This window comes from Brenneria izbisi (genome assembly GCF_025840185.1).
In the GTDB taxonomy this organism is placed as follows: Bacteria; Pseudomonadota; Gammaproteobacteria; order Enterobacterales; family Enterobacteriaceae; genus Brenneria; species Brenneria izbisi.
Genome location: NZ_JAMPJU010000002.1, coordinates 411,667 through 436,597 on the forward strand (window position 1 = coordinate 411,667; position 24,931 = coordinate 436,597).

General features: G+C 53.1%; 23 protein-coding genes and 1 pseudogene. 8 read left to right on the forward strand and 16 right to left on the reverse strand.

Annotated features, from left to right (window positions below):
• Positions 1–13: 13 nt before the first annotated feature.
• From NC856_RS04625 to dapA, 10 genes are all read right to left on the reverse strand, one after another.
• Complete coding sequence (locus tag NC856_RS04625; RefSeq protein ID WP_264089253.1) at positions 14–1,216, reverse strand: amino acid deaminase; 1,203 nt, start codon at positions 1,214–1,216, stop codon at positions 14–16.
• An 82-nt stretch (positions 1,217–1,298) separates the two neighbouring features.
• On the reverse strand, positions 1,299–2,075 hold the full coding sequence (locus tag NC856_RS04630) for an IclR family transcriptional regulator (RefSeq protein WP_264089254.1): 777 nt from the start codon (positions 2,073–2,075) through the stop codon (positions 1,299–1,301).
• Between the two features lie 36 nt (positions 2,076–2,111).
• Positions 2,112–2,495, reverse strand: a complete 384-nt coding sequence (locus tag NC856_RS04635; protein ID WP_264089255.1) for a RidA family protein — start codon at positions 2,493–2,495, stop codon at positions 2,112–2,114.
• Positions 2,496–2,528: 33 nt separating this feature from the next.
• On the reverse strand, positions 2,529–3,320 hold the full coding sequence (locus NC856_RS04640) for an amino acid ABC transporter ATP-binding protein (protein WP_264089256.1): 792 nt from the start codon (positions 3,318–3,320) through the stop codon (positions 2,529–2,531).
• Positions 3,317–3,979 (reverse strand): amino acid ABC transporter permease, encoded by a 663-nt coding sequence (locus tag NC856_RS04645; RefSeq protein ID WP_264089257.1) that lies wholly within the window; start codon positions 3,977–3,979, stop codon positions 3,317–3,319. Before NC856_RS04645 ends, NC856_RS04640 begins: the two co-directional genes overlap by 4 nt.
• Before the next feature lie 9 nt (positions 3,980–3,988).
• The gene (locus NC856_RS04650; RefSeq protein WP_264089258.1) at positions 3,989–4,651 is read right to left on the reverse strand and encodes an amino acid ABC transporter permease; all 663 of its coding nucleotides are present in this window, start codon (positions 4,649–4,651) and stop codon (positions 3,989–3,991) included.
• 49 nt (positions 4,652–4,700) lie between these two features.
• Positions 4,701–5,558: a transporter substrate-binding domain-containing protein gene (locus NC856_RS04655; protein WP_264089259.1), complete on the reverse strand. Its 858-nt coding sequence runs from the start codon at positions 5,556–5,558 to the stop codon at positions 4,701–4,703.
• 393 nt (positions 5,559–5,951) lie between these two features.
• Positions 5,952–6,665 carry a phosphoribosylaminoimidazolesuccinocarboxamide synthase gene (gene purC, locus NC856_RS04660; RefSeq protein WP_264089260.1) on the reverse strand — a complete coding sequence of 238 codons (714 nt, stop codon included), beginning with the start codon at positions 6,663–6,665 and terminating at the stop codon, positions 5,952–5,954.
• Between the two features lie 229 nt (positions 6,666–6,894).
• Entirely contained in the window at positions 6,895–7,929 is a 1,035-nt protein-coding gene (gene bamC, locus NC856_RS04665) for an outer membrane protein assembly factor BamC (protein WP_264089261.1), read from the reverse strand.
• 16 nt (positions 7,930–7,945) lie between these two features.
• Positions 7,946–8,824, reverse strand: a complete 879-nt coding sequence (dapA, locus tag NC856_RS04670; RefSeq protein WP_264089262.1) for a 4-hydroxy-tetrahydrodipicolinate synthase — start codon at positions 8,822–8,824, stop codon at positions 7,946–7,948.
• A gap of 232 nt (positions 8,825–9,056) precedes the next feature.
• Here dapA and NC856_RS04675 point away from each other — a divergent pair.
• From NC856_RS04675 to arsC, 4 genes and pseudogenes are all read left to right on the forward strand, one after another.
• Positions 9,057–9,617: pseudogene (locus NC856_RS04675) on the forward strand (glycine cleavage system transcriptional repressor); the annotation flags it as partial.
• 15 nt (positions 9,618–9,632) lie between these two features.
• Positions 9,633–10,100 carry a thioredoxin-dependent thiol peroxidase gene (gene bcp / locus NC856_RS04680; RefSeq protein ID WP_264089369.1) on the forward strand — a complete coding sequence of 156 codons (468 nt, stop codon included), beginning with the start codon at positions 9,633–9,635 and terminating at the stop codon, positions 10,098–10,100.
• 188 nt (positions 10,101–10,288) lie between these two features.
• The gene (bepA, locus tag NC856_RS04685) at positions 10,289–11,752 is read left to right on the forward strand and encodes a beta-barrel assembly-enhancing protease (RefSeq protein ID WP_264089263.1); all 1,464 of its coding nucleotides are present in this window, start codon (positions 10,289–10,291) and stop codon (positions 11,750–11,752) included.
• A 29-nt stretch (positions 11,753–11,781) separates the two neighbouring features.
• Positions 11,782–12,138 (forward strand): arsenate reductase (glutaredoxin), encoded by a 357-nt coding sequence (arsC, locus tag NC856_RS04690; RefSeq protein WP_264089264.1) that lies wholly within the window; start codon positions 11,782–11,784, stop codon positions 12,136–12,138.
• Between the two features lies 1 nt (position 12,139).
• Here arsC and hda read toward each other — a convergent pair whose 3' ends face one another.
• The 3 genes from hda to upp form a co-directional block, all read right to left on the reverse strand.
• Positions 12,140–12,847, reverse strand: coding sequence for a DnaA inactivator Hda (gene hda, locus NC856_RS04695; protein WP_318841722.1), 708 nt, complete (start codon positions 12,845–12,847; stop codon positions 12,140–12,142).
• A 112-nt stretch (positions 12,848–12,959) separates the two neighbouring features.
• Positions 12,960–14,252 (reverse strand): uracil permease, encoded by a 1,293-nt coding sequence (gene uraA / locus NC856_RS04700; RefSeq protein WP_264089265.1) that lies wholly within the window; start codon positions 14,250–14,252, stop codon positions 12,960–12,962.
• 166 nt (positions 14,253–14,418) lie between these two features.
• Positions 14,419–15,045: a uracil phosphoribosyltransferase gene (upp, locus tag NC856_RS04705; protein WP_264089371.1), complete on the reverse strand. Its 627-nt coding sequence runs from the start codon at positions 15,043–15,045 to the stop codon at positions 14,419–14,421.
• A 322-nt stretch (positions 15,046–15,367) separates the two neighbouring features.
• Between upp and purM the strand changes: the two genes are divergently transcribed.
• The 4 genes from purM to NC856_RS04725 all read left to right on the forward strand — a co-directional run bounded on the left by purM (position 15,368) and on the right by NC856_RS04725 (position 20,512).
• Complete coding sequence (gene purM / locus NC856_RS04710) at positions 15,368–16,405, forward strand: phosphoribosylformylglycinamidine cyclo-ligase (RefSeq protein ID WP_264089266.1); 1,038 nt, start codon at positions 15,368–15,370, stop codon at positions 16,403–16,405.
• Entirely contained in the window at positions 16,405–17,043 is a 639-nt protein-coding gene (gene purN, locus NC856_RS04715; RefSeq protein WP_264089267.1) for a phosphoribosylglycinamide formyltransferase, read from the forward strand. Before purM ends, purN begins: the two co-directional genes overlap by 1 nt.
• Positions 17,044–17,295: 252 nt before the next feature.
• Positions 17,296–18,402 carry an ABC transporter substrate-binding protein gene (locus NC856_RS04720; RefSeq protein ID WP_264089268.1) on the forward strand — a complete coding sequence of 369 codons (1,107 nt, stop codon included), beginning with the start codon at positions 17,296–17,298 and terminating at the stop codon, positions 18,400–18,402.
• Positions 18,395–20,512, forward strand: coding sequence for a TonB-dependent siderophore receptor (locus NC856_RS04725; RefSeq protein ID WP_264089269.1), 2,118 nt, complete (start codon positions 18,395–18,397; stop codon positions 20,510–20,512). The genes NC856_RS04720 and NC856_RS04725 overlap by 8 nt, the downstream gene beginning before the upstream one ends.
• A 99-nt stretch (positions 20,513–20,611) precedes the next feature.
• Here NC856_RS04725 and NC856_RS04730 read toward each other — a convergent pair whose 3' ends face one another.
• The 3 genes from NC856_RS04730 to NC856_RS04740 form a co-directional block, all read right to left on the reverse strand.
• Positions 20,612–21,961 (reverse strand): GntP family permease, encoded by a 1,350-nt coding sequence (locus NC856_RS04730; protein ID WP_264089270.1) that lies wholly within the window; start codon positions 21,959–21,961, stop codon positions 20,612–20,614.
• A 95-nt stretch (positions 21,962–22,056) separates the two neighbouring features.
• Entirely contained in the window at positions 22,057–24,012 is a 1,956-nt protein-coding gene (locus NC856_RS04735; protein WP_264089271.1) for a YjhG/YagF family D-xylonate dehydratase, read from the reverse strand.
• 9 nt (positions 24,013–24,021) lie between these two features.
• Positions 24,022–24,927, reverse strand: coding sequence for a dihydrodipicolinate synthase family protein (locus NC856_RS04740; protein WP_264089272.1), 906 nt, complete (start codon positions 24,925–24,927; stop codon positions 24,022–24,024).
• Positions 24,928–24,931 lie beyond the last annotated feature (4 nt).

The window sequence follows — 24,931 nt, forward strand, 5'->3', positions numbered from 1 at the left end:
CCTTGCCCATGAATCAGAAAAATGTCGGCATAATCTCAACAACGTTCAACTCATCATCCACCAGATTGACCTGACGCCACTTATCGAACGTCAGACACGGATGAGAGGCGCCAAACGCAATGATGTCGCCGACACGCAGGCTATGCTGCGCCGGTATCTGCAAAAAGACGTGCTGATCCATCATTGCCGTAACGCGGTAATCCGCCCCGAAAACCACGGCTTCGCGCTCATCCTCTCCTACGGGATAGTGGCGCAACGGTTCGGGATAGCCCGCGTCAAACGCGATATCTCGTTTACCCAGCGCGATAATGGCGCATCCCGCTTCGGGCAGGGATTGCACATGCGCCCATACTTCCATGGCTGGCTGCAATGCGCCGTCCATCTCCGGGTGACGGTGCAATACGCCAGCCTGCGCTACTTTATATAATCCATGATCGTGAACCAGATAACATCCGGGCCGTAACAACGGAATAAAGCGCGAATCCGCCTGTAGGCGCGTAAACTCGCCCGCAATCAAATCGTACCAGGCGGAACCGGATGCGGTGACATAAGGGTGAACGATGCCAAATTTTCCCTGTTCCTGTAACGACACCGCGGTTTCCACCAGATAAGCGGCAAACGCCTGGATCGCGCTTTCGGGTTGTTCGCCGTGGATCACGCCTTCATAGCCTTCAATGCCTGTCAGCACCAGCGCAGGCGCTGCATCGATAGCGGCCAACACCGCGTCAATCTGCTGATCGTTACGGCACCCACAGCGACCATGCGACACGCCAATTTCCAGCATCACGTTCAACTGCAATCCCTGAGCGCCAAAGTAATCTCCCAGCGCCCGCACGTTATCCGGGTTTTCCACCAGACAGTGGAATTCCAGCCCGCCCTGCTTCAGCAAATCCGCGATAATCGCCATATTGGGCTTGCCGACGAGCTGATTAGCCATCAGAATTCGCCGCACGCCGTGCTCATAAGCCACGGCGCTTTGTACCGCCGTCGCCAGCGTAATGCCCCATGCGCCCTGAGCTAACTGACGCTGAAAAAGCGCGGGCGTCATGGTGGTTTTTCCGTGCGGCGCCAGTTGCGCGCGATGTTTATCAACATAGTTCTGCATCCAGCGCAAATTGTGCTCCAGCGCCCGTTGGTGCAAAACCAGTGCAGGCAAACTTACCTGTTTCAGCAAGCTATCTCCCGGTCGGGCGATACCTTTTTCTCTATAGGGCATGTCATGTACTCCAGTTTACACTCTAAACAATTCGAGTTGCAGGAAGGCGACCAACGCACATGCGACTTGAGGTATGACGCGTTTATCGGCTTTGTTTGCCAGACAGTCGTTGTTCCATCCCCCGTGCGCACGCCATTAGCACGCTACGATAATGATCGTGGTTAGCGTAAGCATCACCACGTGGCGCCACAATACAAAACGTGGCGATACACTGACCTTGAGTATTGTAAATGCCAGCGGCAAAACAATGGGTATAAGTATCGGCAATGCTATCGAAGGAGAAAAAACCTTCCCGGTGCGAGTGACGGATCTCGCGTAAAAAGTCATCCGGCGACAATATTGCGCCATCCGGCAGCGTAAAATCATTGGCGGGAATAAAGTCGAGAATTTCTTCATCACTCATATGCCCCATCAATAGTCGCCCGGAAGCCGTCCAAGGGATGGGAATGTCCTCCCCGACGCCGGACGAGATACGGAAAGCGCGTTCACCTTCACGCATCAGCGCTACATTGTATTTGCGCCCGTTGAGCAGGCACATCTGTGCGGTTTCATGCGTTTGTTCCACGATCTGTTCCAGAAAACGATCGGCCTCGCGGGTAAAATCGAAATGACTGAGATGCGCCTGACCAAGAAAATAGAGTTCCCTGCCCAGATACACCAAACCCTCGCGCCCCACCTGTTCAAGAATTCGCCGTTCTTGCAGCAGAGCGATCAACTCATATACCGTGGATTTCGGTGCGTTAATCCCTTTGGCGATATCATGCGGTCGCAACGGTTTTCGTTGTATTTTCAGATAATCAAGTATTTCGAATGCACGATCCAGCCCACGCGCACGCCGTTTCACCTCTGGAACCGTCATGACTTCCCCCTCAGGTATTACTTATCTTTCAGCTAGTTATACTGACTTATAAGCAACACAGTCAATTTCCACTTTGCAATCCACCATCATACTGGATTGCACGCACGCCCGCGCGGGAGCATGCGCCGAGAAATAGCTGGCAAAGACGTTATTGAAGCTCCAGAAATCCCTGGGATCGTCCAGCCACACTCCCACTCTGACGACGTGCTCCAGACCATATCCCGCTTCTTCAAGAATGGCGATAATGTTTTGCATGGTTTTATGGGTTTGGGCAACAATGCCGCCCTCAATGATTTCCCCTTTCTCCATTGCCACCTGGCCGGAAACATACAGCCAGCCGTTCGCTTCCACGGCGCGCGCAAAAGGTAATGGCTGACCACCTGCGCCACGCTCGCCAGCACCATAACGGGTAATACTCATATCATCACTCCTGTGTTTGTGATTTATCGTCGGTTAAAAATGGGAATGTTTAATAAACTCAGCCAGACGTGGCGATACAGGCTGGTGAAACAACTGATTTGGCGGCCCTTCCTCTTCAATGCGCCCTTGATTCATGAAAACAATCCGGTCGGAGACTTCATAGGCAAATCGCATTTCATGCGTGACCAACAGCATGGTCATCCCGTCTTCCGCCAGACTTTTAATTACCGCCAGCACCTCACCGACCAACTCAGGATCGAGCGCTGACGTCACTTCGTCAAACAACATCAGGCTGGGATTCATGGCAATGGCACGGGCAATCGCCACACGCTGCTGCTGACCACCGGACAGTTGGCCAGGGTAGTGATCGCGGCGCGCCAGAAGACCGACACGCTCCAGCCATCGTTCCGCCGTGGCAACCGCTTCATCTTTCGACATTTTTTTCACTTTCAGCAACCCTAACGTCACGTTCTGCAATGCCGTCAAATGCGGGAACAGATTGAACTGCTGAAATGCCATGCCCGTCATGGCACGGTGTTGGGCAATGACTTTTTCAGCATGGCGAACCCGCCGATTTTGCTGCTGGTGATAACCGATGGGCTGATCGTTAAGGAGAATCTCTCCCTGCTGAAACGCCTCCAACAGATTGACGCAGCGCAACAGCGTGGTTTTCCCTGATCCACTTGCGCCGATCAACGTCACCACATCGCCGCGCGCCAGAGTGAGATCGATACCTTTAAGAACATCGACCTGACCATATTGCTTGTGCAGATTATTGATTTTCAAAAGCGGCGCGTCAGTCAATGCGCCTGGTGTCTGGTTCATGGCAATCTCACTTTCTTTTCCAGATAACGGCCCAACATTTCAATCGAAAAGTTAATAATGAAGAACAACAGTCCGGCAAAGGCATAAAACGGCAGCGTCATAAAAGTGCGGGCGATGACCTGTTGCGAACTCAGCAGGAGATCCGCCACGCCAATGACAGACAGCAAGGTGGAAGCTTTGACGATTTCGGCGGCGGAATTGACCCAGGTCGGCAGGATCTGGCGCAGCGCCTGAGGTAACTGGACATAACGGAGATCCTGAAAAAATGTCAGACCGATGGCTTTCGCCGCTTCACTCTGTCCTCGCGGCACAGCCTGCAACGCGCCGCGTACAATTTCCGCCACATGGGAACTGCAAAACATGGCGAGCGCCAGCACGCCGGCCTCAAACGCGCCAATATGCCAACCCAGCGCCGGCGCGATATAAAAACAGGCCAGCACCAACACCAATACCGGCGTGCCGCGGATCACATCAATATACAATCGAAATGTCCAACGTACCGGCAGGCGGGCATAACTCAACACTAATCCCACCACCGCCCCCAGCATCGTGCCTATCAGGATCGCCAGCACCGAACTGGATAATGTCACGACAAAACCCTGAGCCAGCGTGGTTCTGGCCTGCCAAAGCTGATACCACCAGCTAAAAGGATCGTTCATCTCTTCTCCTTAACGCGCCAGAGCCAATCGTTGTTCAAGCGCACGCAACAACGCCGCTATCAGGTAGCAGGTCGCGATATACAACAAGCTGGTCACCAGCCAGGTTTCAATAACCCGATAACTTTCCAGATTGATTTTGCGGGCATAAAAGGTCAGTTCCGGCACGGCGATAGCCGCCGCAAGCGAGGTATCTTTGAACAGGGAGATAAAATTATTGCTGAGCGACGGCAGCACATTGCGGAACATCGCCGGAATAATGATGTAACGTTTAATCTGCCATTCCTTCAGACCAATTGCTTGTCCGGCTTCACGCTGTCCTTGCGGGATCCCCAGCAAACCGGCGCGGAACACTTCAGTCAGATACGCACCGGCATACAGCGACAGCGTGACAATAAACGAGCCCAGTTGATCCAGGCGAATCCCCAACCCCGGTAAGGCGAAGTAGATCATCAGAATCAAAATCAAGATCGGCAGATTGCGTATAACGGTGACATAAAGCGTCGCGGCCCAACGCAAACCCGCATTTTTCGACAGCATGCAGAATGCGGCCACCAAGCCCAGTACACAGCCAATGGCAATGGACACCAGCGATAGTTCAAGCCCCAGCCATAACCCGGCGAGCAACAGATCGAAATTTTGCCATACAGCGGAAAAATTGAGTTGATAGCCCATGGTGTTACCTCAATACGCCAGACAGTGTCACCTATCTGGCGCGATATACTTATTTATATTCAACCGGAAAGCCAATCTGCGGGGCGTTCAAGGCGCCACCGAACCATTTTTTATAGGCGTCAGCGTAGGCGGCGAAATCAACGCCAGTCATGGATTCATGCAGCGCCGTATTCACGAAGTTAAGCCAGTCCTGATCGCCACGTTTCACTGCACAGGAATAGGTCTGCGGGCTCCATGCATAATCCGGTGAGCGGTAGCGCTCCGGCGTCTGCACCATTAACCATTTCGCCGACGACTGATCGGTCGCCACTGCATCGGCTCGCCCGGAATTCAATGCCTGGTACATCAAATCAACACTTTCATATTGTGAGACTTTGGCTTTCGGCAATGCCTGATGCACCAGTTCTTCCGCATAAACATTCTGCAATACGGCAACGTTCAGATCGCTTCCTGCGGCATCCATATCCGCCAGTTGCTGATATTTACTGTTTGCCAGTAACAGTAACGCCACGCCTTCACGATAATAAGGAATGGTAAATGCCACCTGTTGAGCCCGTTGCGCGGTGACGGTCATCGCCTGACAGGTCATATCGACTTTATCCGTCAACAAATTCGGGATTCGGGCATCCGACGATTGCTGAACGAACTGCACTTTACTGGCGTCGTTAAACAGCCCTTTGGCAATCATGTGAGCGATATCAATGTCAAACCCTTGCAACTTGCCGTCAGCGCCCTGGAATCCCCAAGGCGCGTTGGTGCTGCCCGTCCCCACAATCAGATAACCGCGCTTCAGCACGTCATCCAGTTTTGCGGCCTGCACCTGGGCGGCAAAACTGAACGCTGTCGCAGCAAGTAGCAATCCAAACACCCCATCCTTTTTCTTCTCAATCCGCCCTAATTTGAACATAATTCACCCCATTTCCGCTATAACGAACAATTAATCACAACAACGGAATTAATGCAGAAAATGAGCCAAAAATTATTCATAGGGGAAAAAGATCGTTCAGAGGAAAACAACACGGTGTTAATTAAGGATTAATTTTTACAGGTATGGAAAAGGCGTCAGGATTATTCGCTTCGTTCGATGTTCTCCAGTGGATCATTTACGCATCAATGCGCGAAGAATGTGCAACTCATGAGACAAAACGGGGCATACGTGACTCGTGCACGCTGGGCAAGAGGGTAATGGTAAATCAGGGGAGGATCATGGATCGAGGCGGTGCGGTATAGAGGGAAGAAAACAGTCAGTCTGTCAGACCCATCACCAGTCTGACAGACCGCCACGTAAACGATTGCGCTGTTAGTCCAGTTTTACACCGATACGACGTGCGACTTCTTCATACGCTTCAATCAGACCACCGAGACTCTGACGGAAACGGTCTTTATCCATTTTATTCAGCGTCGCTTTATCCCACAGCCGACTGCCATCAGGAGAAAACTCATCGCCCAAGACGATTTCGCCGTTGAATAAACCGAATTCCAGTTTGAAATCGACCAGAATCAAACCGGCATCGCCAAACAGTTTGCTCAGCACATCATTCGCTTTGTAACTCAGTTCTTTCATGCGAGCCAGATTTTCTTCACTCACCCAACCGAATGTCTTGCAGTAAGACTCGTTCACCATCGGATCGTGCATCGCGTCGTTTTTCAGAAACAGATCAAACAGCGGCGGGTTCAGTTCGATACCTTCCTCGATCCCCAGACGTTTTACCAGCGACCCGGCGGCACGATTACGCACCACACACTCTACCGGCACCATCTCCAGTTTTTTTACCAGCACTTCCGTATCGGAAAGCAGGCTTACCATTTGCGTGGGGATCCCAGCTTCTTCCAGTTTGCTCATGATGAAATGGTTAAACTTGTTATTCACCATCCCTTTACGATCAAACTGTTCAATGCGAGCACCATCCCCTGCTGACGTATCATTGCGAAACTCCAGCACCAGCAGATCAGGATCTTCGGTGGTGTAGACTGTTTTCGCCTTCCCACGATACAACTCAGCTAGCTTTTGCATCTTTATTACTCCACACAGTGAGGGCCAACCACAGACGGCCCGAGAATTTAACGCTTATCCCCTTCTTATTTGAAGCGACTAACGCCAGCGGTATCTGCGCCTCCCGCCCACTTGTCTGCGCAAGCTCGTCAGGATGCCTGGTTTACTGCCGGACAGCGACTTCAATTACTTTGGGTATCAGGTTGTTGAATAATGAAGAAGGGCCGGATAATCCGACCCTGACACGTTACTAATTAAACGCCGCCTGAAGTACGGCCACCAGCGCATCATTTTGCGATTGGCTTAGCGTATGTCCTTTGCCGTCAATAAATTGCAGACTGCTGCGGTTATCAAGATCGCCGACCTGCAATTTGTAATCACCATTCGGCAATTCAGGATCTTTCGCGCCTAAATCATCCCAGGTGCCGCTGCCGGGCGCCTTGTAGGTGAGGGAAACCGAACCCTGCGGACGACTGCGATCATTGATGGTCATGCCGACCTTGCTCAAGGCCGCGGGCAGACGATCCCACACCACGGTGTAAGGGCCGCGGACAATCAACATCGGCAGGCCGGTATCGTCCGAACCACTCTGTACATCCAGCGATCCGCTGGCGCGGTTTGCCAGCGCATTCTCGCGGGCGGTCGCCTGACTGTCCAATGCTTCGCTGAGCGTGTTCAGCATCAGTCCGGTATAACGCTGAATCTGGTCGGACGCGGCGACAGGCTCATTGTTCAACTGCAACGCCAGCAGTTTTACCACCAGCGCGATCTGATAGCCTTGCTGCTGAACCGCAATCTGGTAACGTCCCTGATACGGCACATCTTCATCCTGACGCGGCCATGAAATCCAGTCCGTCGTCAGTGTCTGGCTGGCATCCTGACGATCGGCGATAGTGAACGATTTCTCTTGTAAAACACGGATGACCTGAGACCAAAGCTGGCTGTTTTGCGCACTGTTTTCTAACAACAACGTTGCCGTATCACCCGAAATCTGGGTTCGAGAACCATTCAACAAAGCCAATGGCTGCACCGGCGGACGGATATCCAGATCTTTGCCGACAGCGCCATTCAGGGTGACCGGCGGTACATCATAGTCTCCGTTCTGAACCGGTAGAATGATCCCGGCCGGCGTATTCAGCGACTGGTGCTCCGGCGTCTCCAGATAGGATTCATCGCCGCTGACCTGACGCTTATAGCGCTGATCGCTGGAACAAGCCGCTAACAACATAACCAATGATATGCCAACGACTTTCGCCACCATCGACTTTTGTAATGAATAACTCATTAAATCTCCCTAACGATTACAGCAAACCCGCCTGCTTTAACGCTTGCCCCACCACCGTGCGACCAGAATCGGTCAACGGCGTCATCGGCAGGCGAAGCGTGTCGGTCGCCATCAGTCCCAACGCCTTGCAAGCCCATTTCACCGGGATAGGATTGGGTTCGATAAATAATTTTTTATGCAACGGCATCAGACGCTGATTCAAACGACGCGCTTCAACGAAATTGCCCTGTGCCGCCAGCTTGCAAAGCTCAGCCATTTCACGGGCCGCGATATTGGCGGTGACGGAAATGACGCCTTTGCCGCCAAGCTGCATAAAGTCCAGACCACTGGCATCATCACCGCTCAGCAAAATAAAGTCTTCTCTGACCAGTTCTTGGATCTGACTAACCCGGCTTAAGTTCCCCGTGGCTTCTTTAATCGCGACAATATTTTTAATTTCAGATAAACGCGCGACCGTCTCCGGCAGCATGTCACAGCCAGTGCGGGAAGGCACGTTATATAGGATCTGCGGTAAGTCGGTATGCTCGGCAATCGCTTTGAAATGCTGATACAAACCTTCCTGAGTCGGGCGGTTGTAATATGGCGTGACCGTCAGGCAACCCACCACCCCCGTACCATGAAAACGTTTGGTTAATGAAATACCTTCTGCGGTAGCATTGGCGCCCGTGCCGGCAATAACCGGAATACGGCCATCACTCAGTTCCAGCGTCATCATGACCACATCGCCATGCTCATCATGGCTCAATGTGGCGGACTCCCCTGTCGTTCCGACAGAGACAATCGCTGATGTGCCGCTAGCGACATGATAATCAATCAGTTTTTTCAGGCTCGCACGATCGACGGCGCCTTTGGCGTCCATCGGTGTTACCAGCGCAACAAGACTTCCCGTAAACATTGGCCATTCCCTCCACAAACAAGTGCTTCATGGTACTTTTGACGTCTATGCAAAAGCAAGCGCGCAACAGCGTTGTCAGCGTCCGGCACAGGTTTTTTTATGATACTGCGATCCACATTAAAAACGCTTCTGACGTTTTCATCCACAGGCCGCCGCAAGCAGCGTTAAAAATTGCTCCCGGCAATTTTTTATGTTTACCATGTGGTTTTGATGAAGAAGGACAGGAAGCACCATTTTGCCGAGCTCACAAGAACACTATCTGGTCATTACGGCTCTGGGCGTCGATCGCCCCGGAATTGTCAACGCCATTACCCGCCACGTCAGTAGCTGCGGATGTAATATCGAAGACAGCCGTCTTGCCATGCTGGGCAAAGAGTTCACCTTTATCATGCTACTTTCTGGAAGCTGGAACGCGATTAACCTGATCGAATCCACCCTGCCGCTAAAAGGGGCGGAAATGGATCTGCTGATCGTCATGAAACGCACCGAATCCCAGGCCCGCCCCCCCATGCCTTCCACCGTGTGGGTAAAAGTGGATGTCGCCGACTCGCCCCATATCATCGAGCGTTTTACCGACTTGTTCGATTCCCACCAGATGAACATTGCCGAACTGGTTTCCAAAACGCAAAGCGCCGAAGGCGACAAGCCTCCGCAGTTGTATATTCAAATCACCGCGCACAGTCCTGCCATGCTGGATGGTTCAATAATTGAGCCGGCCTTCCATCAGCTATGTACAGAACTGCACGCACAAGGCAGTATTAGCGTCGTGAACTATCCACAGCATGAAGAGAAAAGACGGAGAGTAGTGATGAATACACTGAAAGCCGGTGATATCGCACCGAAATTTAGCTTGCCCGACCAGGATGGCGAACAAGTAAATTTGACCGACTTCCAGGGACAGAAAGTGTTGGTGTACTTCTACCCCAAAGCCATGACGCCGGGATGTACCGTGCAAGCCTGCGGACTGCGCGATAATATGGACGACCTGAAAAAATATGGCGTTGAAGTGATGGGCATCAGTACCGACAAACCTGAAAAATTGTCCCTCTTCGCCGAAAAAGAGCTATTAAACTTCACGTTGTTGTCTGATGAAAATCATGAGGTCGCTGGCGGATTTGGCGTCTGGGGCGAAAAAACCTTCATGGGGAAAACCTATGACGGCATTCATCGCATCAGCTTCCTGATCGATGAAGACGGCAAAGTGGAAAAGGTTTTTGACGATTTCAAAACCAGCAATCATCACGACATCGTTCTCAATTATCTGAAAGGCGTTTAACCTCGCGTTTTCGGATAATCCAACCGGCACCTTTTCTCTGGGCGCCGGTTTTCATTGTGCGGCTTGCCGCCCACATTTGCTTTCTCCGCCGTGTTTTTCCCGTCCGAATATTTCTTTGTTTGCCGCTGCTGGCTAAGATGGTTAGCAACGTTCTTTCATGTTGGCTGTTGAAAAGGTTATTTTGCGTTATGTCTAACCGGTTGAGAAAAACGGTCGTCGCCGTTCTGCTTGGAACGCTACTGACCAGCCCTCAGTTTCCCGTTCAAGCCGACATACAGGATCGGCTGCCTGATATCGGCACCACTGCCGGCGGCACGCTCAGCATCAATCAGGAGCTGGCGATGGGCGATTTTTATGTGCGCCAGTTACGGGCCGGAGCGCCGCTGATTAACGATCCTTTGCTGTCCAATTACATCAATCAGTTGGGCAATCAGTTGGTAAAACAGGCGGATTCGGTGCGAACGCCTTTCCACTTTTTCCTGATCCGCAATGATGACATCAACGCTTTCGCCTTTTTTGGCGGTAATGTGGTGCTGCATTCCGCGCTGTTCCGCTACGCGGATAACGAAAGCGAACTGGCTTCGGTACTGGCGCATGAAATTTCACACGTCACACAGCGTCATCTGGCGCGAACCATGGAGTCGCAACAGCGCAACGCGCCGCTGACCTGGGTGGGCGCGCTGGGCTCCATTCTGCTGGCGATGGCGAATCCGCAGTTGGGTATGGCGGCGTTAAGCGGGACGATGGCGGGCGCCCAACAGGGCATGATCACTTTTACCCAGGCCAACGAACAGGAAGCGGATCGGATCGGTATCCAGGTGTTGCAACGCGCCGGCTTTGATCCGCAAGCCATGCCGAACTTCATGCAAAAACTGGCCGATCAATCACGCTATGCATCCAAGCCGCCGGAAATTCTGCTTACTCACCCCTTGCCGGAAAGCCGTCTGGCGGATGCGCGTAACCGCGCCAATCAGATGCGTTCCACATCGGTTCAGTCCTCACAGGATTTTCTGTTCGCCAAGGTCCGTACTTTTGGCATGTATGGCTCGCCAGACAGACCGCTTAGCGACGACCTGCTGGATGCCTGGGCAAAAGGAAATGCGCGTGAACAACTGGCTGCCCAATATGGGCGGGCTATCCGTCTGTATCAGGCCAAAAAATACGAGGAAGCCCGCAATATCTTACAGCCGCTATTGAATAAGGCCCCCAATAGCCCGTGGTTTCTGGATTTAATGACAGATATCGATCTGGGGCAAAACCGCGCGGCTCAGGCTATCGCCAGGCTGCAAAACCAGGCGGGCGTGCAAAGCAATCCGGTGCTGCAACTCAACCTGGCCAATGCCTACGTTGAAGGGAAACAGCCAGAGGCGGCAAGTAGAATTCTCTATCGCTATACCTATGCGCACCCTGACGATCCCAACGGTTGGGATTTGCTGGCGCAAGCCTCCGCCGCTAAGGGATCGCGGGCGGAAGAGTTATCGGCCAGAGCGGAAAGCATGGCGTTGACCGGACAACTGGATCAATCTATCCGATTACTTGGCAATGCCAGTTCATTGGTGAAACTCGGCAGTCTGGAACAGGCCCGCTACGATGCGCGCATCGACCAATTGCGCCAACTTCAGCAACGTTTTCGTCAATATCAGAAATCCTGACGCCAGACAGACATTGAGGATGATTTACCATGACCAAACACGTAACGATTTACCATAACCCGCGCTGTTCCAAAAGCCGCGAAACGTTGGCGCTGCTACAGCGACATGATATTAACCCTGAGGTCGTGCGCTATCTGGACACCCCGCCCGATGCCGCCACGCTAACCCGCCTGCTGCATCAGCTTGGCATGAAGAGCGCCCGCGATTTGATGCGCCGGAAAGAAGACATTTATCAGCAGTTAAATCTTTGCGATGCGTCGCTGACGGAAGCGGAACTGATTCAGGCGATGGTCGAAAATCCCAGACTGATTGAGCGCCCTATCGTGGTGGTCGGACAACAGGCTCGCCTTGGGCGTCCGCCGGAGCAGGTACTGGAGATACTGTAAATTACAGTCCGAGGATCTCTTTTACAAAAGGAATCGTCAGTTTACGCTGTGCGGTGATGGAAGCATGATCAAGCTGATCCAGCGTCATAAATAACGTGCGCATCTCACGATCCAGGCGTTTGAGCAGAAAGCGGCTGACATCTTCCGGCAGTTCAAAACCACGCAGTTTTGCCCGCAGTTTCAGCGCTTCGCCCTTTTCCTCATCGGACAAGGGTTGCAGTCTGTAAATCTGTCCCCAGTCAAGGCGTGATGAGAGGTCGGGAAGATAGAGATTAAGCTGACGCGGAGGACGATCGCCGGTAATCAGCAACCGGGTGCGTCCGGTTTCCTGAATACGGTTATAGAGATTAAAGACCGCCATTTCCCAGGCTTCGTCGCCGGCAATGGATTCAATGTTATCGATGCACACCAGCGCCAGTTGTTCCATTCCATCCAGCACTTCGGGCACGAAATAGGCCCGTTTATCCAGCGGCACGTAGCCAACCGCCTGCTCAAGACGGGATAAATCGGCGCAAGCGGCATGCAGCAGATGGCTGCGACCGCCTCCTTCCCGCGACCAGAAGTAAATGTAACTTCCGTGTTCCTGACGCAACGCGTTGGTAATAGCGGCCAGAAGAGACGCGTTTTCTCCCGGATAGAAACTGGCGAACGTTTCGTCATCCGGTAAATAAAGTGGCAATGAAAGCTGTGCCGGCGTGTTCAGAATCACCTCAAGCAAGACAGGCAGGAAAACCAGCCGAGTCTATCACAGAAACCCGCCCCTGTTGAGGGCGCGTCCTCAACAGGGAAAACAACGTGGATTGCCACGTCTGAATAGCGTTTTAACGATGAGCGGTGTCCTGCGCATCAGGCGCATCAAGAATCACTTCTTCTTTGTGAAACAGACTAATCACCTTGAATAACAGGCTCATACCGATACCCACCACGGTAGCCAGCGCCATGCCTTTCAGTTCGGTCGCGCCCAGATGAACTTTGGCGCCGCTGACGCCGATGATCAAGATCACCGAGGTCAGTATCAGGTTCTGCGCTTTGTTGTAATCCACTTTGGACTCAATCAGCACGCGGATCCCCGATGCGCCGATAACCCCATACAAAAGTAGCGACACGCCGCCCATTACCGGCACCGGCACCGCCTGAATCGCCGCCGCCAGTTTACCCACGCAGGAAAGCAGAATGGCGATAATTGCCGCACCGCCAATCACCCAGGTACTGTATACCTTGGTGATAGCCAGCACGCCGATGTTTTCGCCATAAGTGGTATTGGGCGTTGAACCAAAGAAGCCGGACAATACAGTAGAGAGGCCATTGGCGAACATGGAGCGATGCAGTCCCGGATCACGCATCAGATCTTTTTTGACGATATTGGCCGTCACAACCAGATGACCGACATGCTCGGCGATAACCACCAATGCGGCGGGGAGAATCGTCAGAATGGCAAACCATTCGAAACGCGGCGTGTAAAAGGTCGGCAACGCAAACCAGTGCGCTTCACTGATGGCAGTAAAATCCACCACCCCCATGACAAACGACAGCGCATACCCCGCCAACACGCCAATAAGAATCGGAATAATCGCCAGAAAACCACGAAACAACACCGATCCGAGGATCGTCACCACCAGCGTGGTCAGCGAAATCGTTACCGCCGTGGTATCCACAGTCGTACCGTCGGCGGGCAATAACCCCGCCATACCCGCAGCGACGCCTGCCAGTTCAAGGCCGATTACCGCGACAATCGCTCCCATGGCCGCAGGCGGAAATAACACATTCAGCCAGCCTGTCCCGGCCTTTTTGACAATCAACGCCACCAGACAAAACAGCACGCCGCACAGGATAAAACCGCCCAGCGCAACCTCATAACCCAGCGGCAATAGCAGCAACACTGGTGAAATAAAGGCAAAACTGGAACCCAGATAGGCAGGAATTTTGCCTTTACAGATAAACAGGTAGAGCAATGTCCCGATGCCATTGAACAGCAGGACGGTCGCCGGATTGATCTTAAACAGGACCGGCACCAAAACAGTGGCGCCAAACATCGCGAATAGATGTTGGAAGCTCAGCGGGATGGTTTGTAGCAAAGGCGGCCGTTCACTTACCCCGATGGCGCGACGAGTCATCTTTTATATCCTCTGTAACGTTGCTGTTTATTGTGTGCGGATTGATGTCCGCACCTGTTATGACAGCCAGACTCCCCCGCGACGCAGACGGTCCAGTCAGACTGATTATGTTGTTGCGGCGCGCTCCACGCCAAAAAAAAGCCGACTAATTCAGTCGGCCTGCCTGCTATTTAGTACCAAATATTTTATCGCCCGCGTCGCCCAGCCCCGGCATGATGTAACCATGCTCATTAAGCCCCTTATCGATCGCCGCAGTATAAAGCTCAACATCCGGGTGCGCGTTCTCCAGCGCGGCGATCCCTTCCGGGGCGGCCACCAGCACCAGCACTTTGATACTTTGACAGCCTGCTTTTTTCAGCAGGTCAATCGTGGCAATCATCGAACCGCCCGTTGCCAGCATCGGGTCAACCACCAGCGCCATACGCTCTTCGATGTTGGAAACCAGCTTCTGAAAATAGGGGACCGGCTCCAGCGTTTCTTCATTGCGGTAAATACCGACAACGCTGATACGGGCGCTGGGAACATTTTCCAATACGCCTTCCATCATCCCCAGACCGGCACGCAGAATAGGCACAACGGTAATTTTTTTGCCTTTGATTTGATCGACTTCAACCGGGCCGCACCAACCGTCAATGGTCACTTTTTCGGTGGCTAAATCAGCCGTTGCTTCATAGGTCAATAAACTGCCGACTTCCGAAGCCAACTCACGAAAACGCTTGGTACTGATATCATTCTCGCGCATTAGGCCAAGTTTATGTTTGACGAGCGGATGTTTCACCTCGACGATCTTCATCATTATTCTCCCCAGGACAGTGGACGGACAAAAACGTCCAGGACATTGCTAAACGCCGTTTACGGCGGCCCGCAGGACGGCGGGCGGGATAGCCTATCGCAAAAAAATCGCCGGATTATACCGCTTTTTTTACTTAGCGCTATACGGTTAAGCCTGATCCAGATCAACCGATAAAGGAAATTACTGCGGATGCCCGATTGATTGCAAGCCGGGAAAAATCGGCAACCAGCCACACATCACTCGCAAACGTTTGCCCACACTGCTAGAATTAGCGCGCTCAATTTTTTTAACCACAAATTGTAACCTCCGTGGGGACTCCGCAGTGACCGACAAAACCTCTCTCAGCTATAAAGACGCAGGCGTGGATATTGATGCTGGCAACGCATTGGTAGACCGTATCAAAGGTGTAGTGAAACAAACCCGTCGCCCGGAAGTCATGGGTGGGCTGGGTGGTTTCGGCGCCTTATGCGCCTTACCGCAAAAATACCGTGAACCGATTCTGGTTTCCGGCACTGACGGAGTCGGCACTAAGCTGCGTCTGGCCATGGATCTCAAACGTCACGATACGATCGGCGTCGATTTGGTCGCCATGTGCGTGAACGATCTGGTTGTTCAGGGCGCCGAGCCGCTGTTTTTCCTCGACTATTACGCCACAGGCAAGCTGGACGTGGACACGGCCGCCAGCGTGATTACCGGTATCGCGGAAGGCTGCAAACAGTCTGGCTGTGCGCTGGTCGGCGGCGAAACGGCTGAAATGCCGGGTATGTACCACGGCGAAGATTATGATGTCGCCGGTTTCTGCGTTGGCGTGGTTGAAAAATCCGAAATCATTGACGGCAGCAAAGTACAAGCCGGCGATGCGCTGATTGCCCTCGCCTCCAGCGGGCCGCACTCAAACGGCTACTCGCTGGTACGTAAAATTCTTGCGGTCAGCCAGACCAATCCAGAACAGTTTATGTTGGAAGGTAAAACCCTGGCTGATCATCTGCTGGCGCCGACCAAAATTTACGTGAAATCAATCCTGTCGCTGATTGAGCAGGTCGATGTACACGCCATCTCCCATCTGACCGGCGGCGGTTTCTGGGAAAATATTCCACGCGTGCTGCCGCAAGGCCTGCAAGCGTCGATTGATGAATCCAGCTGGCAATGGCCGGCCATCTTTAACTGGCTGCAACAGGCTGGCAATGTCAGTCGACACGAAATGTATCGCACGTTTAACTGTGGTGTTGGTATGATCATCGCAATGCCGACCGAGCAGGCAGACGCGGCCATCGCCTTATTGAACGGCAGTGGTGAAAATGCATGGAAAATCGGCGTCATTACGCAAACCGATGCCGGAGACTCAGTGGTCATTAACTGATGAAAAACATCGTTGTCTTGATATCAGGTCAGGGAAGCAACTTGCAGGCGTTGATTGACGCCTGCAAGCATGGACGAATGAAAGGGAAAATAGCCGCGGTATTCAGTAATAATCCCGATGCTTACGGTCTACAGATTGCTCAGGAAGCAGATATCCCGACACATATCCTCAGCCCGGAAGCATTTCCCGATCGCGTCGCCTATGATGCGGCGATGGCGCAGGAAATCGAGCAATATCACCCCGCGCTGGTTGTGCTGGCGGGCTATATGCGGATACTAAGTCCAGATTTTGTCGCGCGGTTTACAGGCAAAATGCTCAACATCCATCCCTCGCTATTGCCGAAATATCCCGGCCTGCATACGCACCGCAAAGCGCTGGAAAATGGCGATGCCGTACACGGCACATCGGTACATTTTGTCACCGACGATCTGGATGGCGGCCCGCTGATTATACAGGCGAAAGTGCCGGTATTTAGCAACGATACGGAAGAAACGCTGAGCGCCCGCGTACAAACGCAGGAACACACTCTCTACCCGATGGTGGTGAATTGGTTCCTGAATGGTCGTCTGGTGATGCTTGAAAACGAGGCATGGCTTGACGGCACGCGAATTCCCGCACAGGGTTATGCCGCGCAATAGCAACGTAATACAGTGGTGATATCGCCCCTTAATCTGGACACGCCAGATTAAGGGTTCGCTTTCCCCGCTCCCCGGCGCGATAGCCCCAACCCCGCACAACGCTTTCAATAGTTAATTATCCTCCCCCGCCTTACGCAACCCATCGATATAAAAAGACATTCCTTTTTCCCCACAATTCCCTTACTCAATGTACGTTGTAAACAAGAATGACAATGATTATCTTTCGCTACCTGTTTTTTTGCAGATGTCATTATGCGCACCATCTTACTCATTTCCCTGTTACTGCTAAGCCCGTTTTCACTGGCTAAAACCGTTACCGATATTCTGGGCCGACAGGTCGAGATCCCGAATAACCCTCAGCGCATCATCCTGGGTGAAAGCCGGATGTTGTACACACTGGCGCTGCTGGAACCGGGTGACCCGGCAAAAAATGTGGTGGGTTGGCCGGGTGATATGCCGCGTTACGATGCACAAAGCTGGACGCGCTACACAGAAAAATTTCCGCGAATTGCGCAGATCCCACAATTAGGTAACGGCAGCCTGCAAACCATGAACGCGGAATCACTGCTACCGCTTAAACCCGATCTGGTGATTTTACCTCGTCTGGCAAAACACGCAGCCGCCGAAGCGCAGTTGGAACAAACACTGGTACGCGCCGGGGTGCCGGTAATTTATGTCGATTTGCGTGTGGATTTGCTCAACAACACGCTGCCAAGTCTGCGCCTGCTGGGTGAAGTCCTGAATCAACAACCAAAGGCCGCCGCCTTCAGCGCATTCTATCAGCAACATATGGCGGTGATTAAAGCGCGAATCGCCCAACATAACGGCAAAAAAACCACCGTGATGCTGCATCTGCATCTTGGCCGTCGCGATACCTGTTGCACCACGGCCGTTGGTGGAAATCTTGGTGATTTACTGACGTTTGCCGGTGGTGAAAATATCGCTGCGGGCGCCATCAACAGCGTCTACGGCGAACTGAGCCCGGAACGTGTACTGGCGGCCAAACCCGATGTTTACATTGCCACTGGCATGGCGGGTCCCGAAGGCAAACGGTTCTCCAGCCTGATGCTAGGCCCCATGGTGACGAAAACGCAAGCGCAAACCAGCTTCAACAAGCTGATCCGTCAGGAACCGATTCTTTCCCATCTTGAGGCGGTACAGACAGGCCGCGCCTGGAGCATGTGGCACAACTTCTACCTCAGCCCCTACCATGTGGTGATGGTGGAGATGTTTGCCAAAGCGTTATATCCCGACCTCTTTGCCGACCTTGATCCGCAACGCACCCTACAAGAACTTTACCAACAATTTTTACCTATTGATTTTTCAGGGACTTATTGGAGTCAGCTTCCGCATGAATAACAAGACATTCCGTAACGGGTGGCCGTTGCTCGTTCTGCTGCCGTTTGGCGCTCAGGCGGCCACCGCAACCAAAGACGATACCTTGTTGGTTACCGCCGCCAGTGAAACATCGGCAGAGACAGATTACCAACCGCATAAAACCACTACCGGAACCCGTACCGAAAGCCGCCTGCTTGACATACCGCAGGCGGTCAATGTGGTGCAACCACAAGTACTCAAAGACCGTGCGGTGCGCAATATTGATGAAGCCTTGTATAACGTCAGCGGGATCACCCAATCCAACACGCTCGGCGGCACCCAGGATGCACTCATCAAACGCGGCTTTGGCGATAACCGTGATGGATCACTCTTTCGGGACGGCGTGCGCTCGATCCAGGCGCGTAATTTCACGCCTACCAGCGAACGCGTCGAGGTGCTGAAAGGGCCGGCGTCGATGTTGTACGGCATGGGAGAGCCCGGCGGGATTATCAACATCATCAGCAAAAAACCCGAACTGCAACAGAAAACCCATATTGAAGGCTGGGGCAGCAGTTTTAACGGCGGCGGCGGTCAGTTGGATGTTACCGGGCCGCTGGGCGCTTCCGGGCTGGCTTACCGTATGCTGGTCGATCATGATGAAACCGACTACTGGCGCAACTTTGGCCGTAACCGCCAGACCACTATCGCGCCGTCGCTGATGTGGTACGGCGAAGACACCGCCGTGCGGGTAGCATACGAACATATGGAATACCTGACTCCATTCGATCGCGGCACCGTTATCGACACCAACACCGGCAAGCCGGTGAATACCCCGCGTGATCGCCGTTTCGACGAGCATTACAACGCCACCCGCGGCGATCAGGACAGCCTTACCCTACAAGTCGATCGCAATCTGACCGACCGCTGGAAAAGTAGTCTGACTTACGCCTATAACCGCAACCGTTACAGCGATAATCAGGCGCGGGCCACCGCCTATAACGCCGATACCGGCATACTGACGCGACAGGCCGATGCCACCAGCTACGCCCATGCGCAGACGCAGGTCGTGCAACTGACCCTGAACGGTGATGTGGATTGGGGGAGCATCAATCACCAATTGCTTTTTGGGTTTGATTACGAAGCCGACCGCACATACCGCGGTGATATGCTGCGCGACCAGGCGAGCAGACGCTATAATTTCGATATTTATAACCCGATTTATGGTCAGCAGCCGGCCACCGCCAACGTCAGCGCCAAAGACAGCGATCAACGGGAAAATATCGACAGTACTGGCTTCTTTATGCAGGATGTGATCCGCCTGAACGAACGCTGGCAGCTATTAGGCGGACTACGTTATGACAGCTTCGATGTCATGGCCGGTAAAGGACGCCCTTTCGTGACCGCCACCGACAGTTCCTACTCTCGTTTGGTGCCGCGCGCCGGGATTATTTACAGCCTGACGCCCTATTCCTCGCTCTATGCCAGCTACAGCGAATCGTTTAAGCCCAACGCCTCTATTGCGACGCAAATTGGCGCGCTGCCGCCTGAGATCGGCACATCCTACGAAATCGGCGCCAAACTGGACTTACCTAACCGTATTACCGCTAATCTGGCGCTGTTTGATATTGAAAAACGTAACGTGATGGTCAGTGAAAGCATTGATGGCGAAACCGTTACCCGCACCGCCGGGAAAGTTCGTTCACAGGGCGTTGAACTGGATCTGGCCGGCAAACTGACCGACTCGCTCAGTTTGATTGGTTCCTACGCTTATACCAATGCGCGCGTGACTGCCGATCCCGACAATAACGGCAACAGAATGCCGAATGCCGCTCGTCATACCGCTTCTTTATTCCTGACGCAAGATTTCGGTAATATTGGTCTGGCTGGCGGCGATAACCTGCGCGCAGGCGCCGGGGCGCGTTATGTAAGCCGTCGCGCGGGCGATGCGGCAAACAGCTTCTATCTGGATGATTATACGGTGGCTGACGCGTTCGTGGCCTATAGCCTGCCGCTTAACGGCTATAAGGTAAAATGGCAGATCAACGTGAAAAACCTGTTTGATAAAACCTATTATCCGTCCAGCGGGAATAACCTGCGCGTCGCCATCGGTGAACCGCGTCAGGTGGTGCTGCGCGCCAGCGTCGATTTTTGATACTACGCCGTCCTGCATTAAGTACGGAAATTTCTGTCACCCAACAAACCCAAAGGCTGGCATAAAGCCAGCCTTTGGGTTAAGCGCCTGCTCGGTGTTTTATATCATCATGCTCGCGAGAAGAATGAAAATCAGCCCGCAGAGGGATAACAGAGTCGACATCAGCGTCCAGGACAATAATGTCTCTTTCGTGCTCAGGCCGAAGAAATCTTTAATCATCCAGAAGCTGGCATCGTTGACGTGAGAGCAAATACAGGAACCCGCGCCAGTCGCCAGCGTAATCAACGCCAGGTTGGTGTTCGGATGCACGGCCAGCAGCGGGATCACTAACCCGGCGGTTGAAATCGCGGCTACCGTGGCGGATCCCAGACAGATCCTCAGGAAAGCCGCCACACCCCACGCCATCAGGATCGGATTGATATCCATTCCTGACACCAGCGTGGAGATATACTGACCGACGCCGGAATCAATCAACACCTGCTTGAACGCGCCGCCGCCGCCGATAATCAGTAACAGGCCGGCGATTCCGGCTATCGCCTTGCTACAGGAGTCCATCAGTTCCGCAATGGTTTTCCCTCTGCCCATACCCATAGTGTAAATGGCGAAGAGCAGCGAAATGAGCATCGCAATGGTAGAGTTGCCCAGAAACAGAAATATGTTGTACAGCGCGCTGGGATCGCCGGCATCTTTTGGACGCGCCATCTGCATGATGGTCACCAGCGCCATCAGGATCACTGGCAGCATGGCGGTTAAAAAGCTGATGCCAAATCCCGGCATTTCGCTTTCATTAAAGCTTTTGGTAGCGCCAAGCGACGCGATGTTGCCTGCTTTTTTAAACGCCTCCGGGATCAGGCGCTGACATACTTTATTCAACAGCGGGCCGCAAAGAACAAAGGTGGGAATACCGACAATAATGCCGTAAATCAGCACCATACCGACATCCGCGCCATATTCTCTGGCGATAACGGTCGGCCCTGGGTGCGGCGGCAGAAAACCGTGCGCCACCAGCAAACCGGATAACATCGGCACACACATATACATCGGCGAAATTTTAGCCTCGCGCGCGATAGCGAACAAAATGGGCACCAGCAGAATCAAACCCACTTCGAAAAATAGCGCAATCCCGACAATAAAGGCTGAACAGACGACCGCCCAGTCCAGTTTTTTGGCACCGAAATATTTCAGCATCGTCAGCGCAATACGCTGCGCACCCCCGGCATCGGATAATAAACGACCAAGCATAACGCCGAAGCCGAATATCAGGCCAATATGCCCCAGCGTACCGCCAAGACCGGATTCGACCGAAGCGACAACTTTATTCAGTCCCATTCCACTGGTGATGGCGACACCGATCGAGACAATAATTAATGAAACAAATGTATTTAATTTAATTTTTATGGTTAAAAGCAGGAGTACAGCAATACCTGCCACAACAATGAATAGTGGCATAATGTCCTCTCATTATCAGATAGCAATCCGTTATCGTTCAGGCGGGGCGAGCGCGGCCGCCTGAATGATTTCAGATAAGGATATTTTTATTTCTTTTAGTGTTTATTAATATATTCGCTTATTTTATTGACATCATAAATACACCCAGTCCATGTCCCGCCGCTTACCGCCTGGAGCATTGCCCATAACCGGGTATCATCAGGTAAATCCGGGTCAGGAATTAAATCGGGATGACGACTTCTGGCATTTAAAATAGCGGTGGCCTCCTCGCGTGTGGGTAATATTTTATCGCTGCCAGCGCCCAGGAAATTCACGTCTCCTTTAAGTTGTTTGCAGTCGATTTTAATTTCAATAATATCTCCGGTGCGTAATTTACCTATTGCGCCGCCAGCCAGCGCTTCCGGCCCAACGTGGCCGATACAGGCCCCGGTGGATACGCCGGAAAAACGGGCATCGGTAATCAGCGAAACATGCTTACCGTAGGAGAGATGTTTAAGCGCACTGGTTACCTGATAGGTTTCCTCCATCCCGGTACCCGATGGACCGATGCCGATAATAACCAGGATATCGCCAGCTTTAATATTGTCGTGTTTGATATCGTAAATGGCGGTTTTCTCTGACAAATACACCTTCGCCGCACCTTTATGATAATAGATGCCCTCTTCATTAATAACGGAAGCGTCAATGGCGGTGGATTTGATCACCGAGCCTTCCGGCGCAATATTCCCCACCGGGAAGGTGATGGTCGAGGTTAATCCGTGTTTTAACGCCTGTTGCGGCGACATAATGACGTCGTCCGGCTCCACCTGCTCCTGTTTGCGCAGCAGATCTTTAAATGCCTGCCGACGCCCGGCCTGTTCCCACCAGTCGAGATTTTCTTTCAGCGTATGGCCAGTGACAGTCATCACATCTTCATGCAACAGACCCAACTGGCGCAGGTGTAGCATCACTTCCGGTACGCCGCCCGCCATAAACGCGTTCACGGTAGGATGATAGACCGGGCCGTTTGGCAGCACACTCACTAGCCGTGGCACCCGTTTATTAATGCGGATCCAATCTTCGACGGTGGGAATGCGGCAGCCCGCCTGATGCGCAATCGCCGGGATATGCAGCAGCAAATTAGTGGATCCGCCAAACGCGGCGTGCACCATCATGGCATTCTCAATGGCTTTATCGGTGAGAATCGCTTTGGTGGTAATGCCTTTTTGCATCAGGCGCAGAACCGCACGGGCGGAGGCGCGGGCAATCTCTTCCCACACCGGTTCGCCGGAGGGCGCCAGCGCGGAGTGCGGGATCGCCAGACCCAGGCCTTCGGCCACGACTTGCGACGTACCGGCGGTGCCGAGGAACTGACAGCCGCCGCCGGATGAGGCGCAAGCCTGGCAACCTGCCCGACGCGCGTCCTGCAGTGATAATTCACCGTTTGCGAAGCGCGCGCCTATGGTCTGTACTTTGCCATTATCTTCGCCGTGCCGCGCAGGTAGTGTGGCTCCACCGGGGATCAGCACCGTCGCTTTGTCATGTTGAGATGCCAGCGCCATCATGGTCGCCGGTAGCCCTTTATCGCAGGTCGCCACGCCAATCACCGCTTTCGCATCAGGCAGCGAGCGGATCAGGCGGCGCATCACCATCGACGCGTCATTGCGATAGGGCAGAGAATCAAACATGCCGGTGGTGCCCTGTGTACGCCCGTCGCAAGGGTCGGAAACATACACAGCATAGGGCAGAGCGCGGTGAGTTTTGATCACCTCTGCCGCCGCTTTCATCTGGATATCCAGCTCGTAGTGCCCCTGATGCAGCGCCAGGGCAACAGGCTTGCCGTCGGCGCCGCGCAGACCGCCAAGTGTGCTCAGCAGTAGAATGGCGTCGCGATCAAGCTCGTCCGGTTTCCAGCCCATCCCAGCATTCATCGTCATACCGAAAATATCGCCGCTGGGACGGTTGATCAGCATCTCCGACGTCAGCGGTAGCTCGCCCTGCGGGCCAGCGGCGTGGGTTCTGACGCGGTAAATGTCCGGGTTATCATCATCATAAATATCGCAAACAGACATGGTGTCCCCTTATGATTTTAAAATTTCCTGCGCGACCAACAGCTCACGAACTTTCTCTTTCGCCTCAACTGAAGCATCCAGGATTGGTGGCAGGCACCGGGTATTTACCGGCAGTCCCACACATTGCATGGCATATTTAATCAGCGAGACAAACGGGGTTTCCAACGCATAAATGGATGGCAGTTGCAGGAGTTTCTTATTGAGCGTGGCCGCCGTCGCCAGATCGCCTTCCTGCCAGGCCCGGTAAATCCCAACGGATAAACTCGGAGCAAAATTGGCGCTGGCGGTAATCGCTCCATCGCCGCCCAGTAGCAGAGTGTTGAGTAAATGATCGTCGTAACCGCAGAACACAGAAAACGTCGGGCGCACGGCTTTGACGGTGTTGATCATGGCGCGCAGATGGCCGACGCTGTCAATGGTGTCTTTAATGCCGACGATGTTTTCGTTTTGCAGCACCAGACGCTTGACGACCTCCGGCGTTAAGTCCTGTCCGGTGAGATCCGGGAAGTTGTAAAGGATCACCGGCAGGCTGACGCTATGGGCGATTTGCTGGTAATAATCATCCAGATTGCGCGGAGCTACTTTCCAGTACCAGGGGTTAATGGCGACGATCCCCTCCGCGCCGCAGGATTCGGCGTGTCGGGCCAGTTTTACCGCTTCGTCGGTTGACGTGGAGCCCACGCCAATCAACACCGGCACCCGCCCGGCAGTCACCGCAACGGCTTCCTCAGCGAAGGCCATTCTCTGCGGCGCGTTCATCTGGCTAAATTCTCCGCCTGTACCCAGATAAAAAAGGCCATCCACGCCTTTGTTAATCAGAAAATCGGCGACCTCTTTCATGGCGGCTTTATCAATATTGCCATTACTATCAAAAGTGCTGGAGACCGGCGGAATAATACCGCTAAATTTATTCATTACA